Source organism: Saccharopolyspora sp. (assembly GCF_017434145.1).
GTDB lineage: Bacteria > Actinomycetota > Actinomycetes > Mycobacteriales > Pseudonocardiaceae > Saccharopolyspora_C > Saccharopolyspora_C galaxeae.
The window spans coordinates 1-1583 of the sequence record NZ_JAFRFW010000456.1 but is presented as its reverse complement, the minus strand read 5'-3'; the positions used below and the strand labels follow the sequence as shown (position 1 = coordinate 1583).

The 1583-nt window shown below is 71.4% G+C and carries 2 protein-coding genes, 1 pseudogene and 1 riboswitch; of the genes and pseudogenes, 1 reads left to right on the top strand and 2 read right to left on the bottom strand.

The features are described from left to right. Together IJH84_RS12640 and IJH84_RS12635 are read right to left on the bottom strand one after the other, a co-directional pair. Positions 1-217 (bottom strand): annotated as a pseudogene (locus IJH84_RS12640) (hypothetical protein); the annotation flags it as partial. 162 nt (positions 218-379) lie between these two features. Further along, a complete protein-coding gene (locus tag IJH84_RS12635) occupies positions 380-658 on the bottom strand; it encodes a hypothetical protein (RefSeq protein WP_295144397.1) in 279 nt (92 codons plus the stop codon). 326 nt (positions 659-984) lie between these two features. Then, positions 985-1076: riboswitch (TPP riboswitch) on the top strand. Between IJH84_RS12635 and IJH84_RS12630 the strand changes: the two genes are divergently transcribed. After that, positions 1070-1583, top strand: a 514-nt coding sequence (locus IJH84_RS12630; RefSeq protein ID WP_295144394.1) for a thiamine phosphate synthase, incomplete at its 3' end; no start/stop codon positions are given. (Overlaps the previous riboswitch by 7 nt.)

The following is a 1583-nucleotide window of genomic DNA, read 5'->3' as shown; positions in this document are numbered from 1 at the left end:
TGCCGCCCTTCTTGAGCACCCGGGCCGCTTCGCGCAGCGCCTTCGCGCGCTGCCTGCTGTTGCGGTCGAATCCGCGGGTGATGGCCACCGCCCCGGACGTCCCGGCCTGCGCCGCGGCGTCGGCGAGACCGGCCAGCGGTGCCCAGACCTGCGCCGGGTCCGGCCGGGAAGTGCGGCGGGACCGGGCGAACTGGGGGGAGTCGGTTGTGGTCTCCATTGCCCCAACCTTAATCCGCCGCACAGGGTCGCCTCACTAGGTGATCAGGGCTGCCCGGTGTGAGTTCGATCGCGCCGTCGGCACCGCGCGGGGTCGCGGCGGCGCTGCGTCAGGTGGAGATCCCCACTGCGAGACGACGTCCGACGTTCAACGGCAGCGCGCTCAGGAATCCCAGTTGGTGATCATCAGCTCGTCGTCGCGCGCCAGTTCCTCGTCGACGCGCTGCTCGCAATCCGGGCAGCGCTCGGTGATCCGGCGGCTGCTGGGCTCCTTGCTGGCGGGCCAGGTCTCGTGCGGGAGCTTGATCGTCGTCGCGCACAGCGCGACCACCGGGTCCCCGGCCGGTCTCGCCCCCGGGCGCACCGTGATCGCGTGCCGGACGCGTTCGCCTGCGCCGACGATCCACCACACGTGCTCGCGATCGGGGAACACCGCTCCCACCCCCACATCTCCTCGGACGCTGCGCCGTCCTGCCGCGGCCTGTGGCCGATCTCGAACCTTAGACGGTGCGCTCAGCCGCCGGGTTGCATCCGCGTGGCAACCGGTGCGGTGCCAATGCGAGCCGTCCCGCAACGGATGCACCGTTCCGGATCATCTGTTCCGGCCGGGCGGTGGTGCCGGTCGTGGTCCGTTCGACCCAAGGTGATCAGCTACATCCTGTTTCACATGGTGATCATTATCACCGATGCGACAGCGGGGTCGAGCCGTCCGGCGGAACCCTCCGCGGCACGGCGCTTCGCCAGGTTGACCGTGCTTGCTAGCTTGAGAGCAGTGACGCGGGGTGCCCACCAGGGCTGAGAGCAAACCCGTCGAACCTGACCTAGTTCGAACTAGCGGAGGGACGTCACCGCCGTGACAACTCGCGCCGATGCACCGCAAGCCGCCGGGCGGCTCGACCTGTCCGTGTACCTGGTCACCGACACCGAACTGTGCGGTGCCAGAGGGGTGCCGCGGACGGTGCGCGAAGCCGTGGCCGGTGGCGCGACGGTTGTTCAGGTCCGCGATCCGCGCGCCACCGGCAGGCAGCTGTGCGAGCTGGTCACCGCGGTGCGCGCCGAACTCGCCGAGTTCCCGGCGGTCCCGCTGCTGGTCGACGACCGGCTCGACGTGGCGCTCGCGGCAGGCGCCGACGGCGTCCACTTGGGACAGAGCGACGTGCCGCCGGAGCGGGCCCGGCGGATCGCGCCGGAGCTGCTGATCGGCTGGTCGGTCTCGGACGCCGCGGAACTCGCCGAGACCGCCGCGTTCCCGCCCGGCACCGTCGACTACCTCGGCATCGGCCCGGTGTTCGGCACGCCGACCAAACCCGAAGCCGCGCCCGCGCTCGGCGTCGCCGGGCTGCGCGAGCTCACCGCCGCGACCGAAC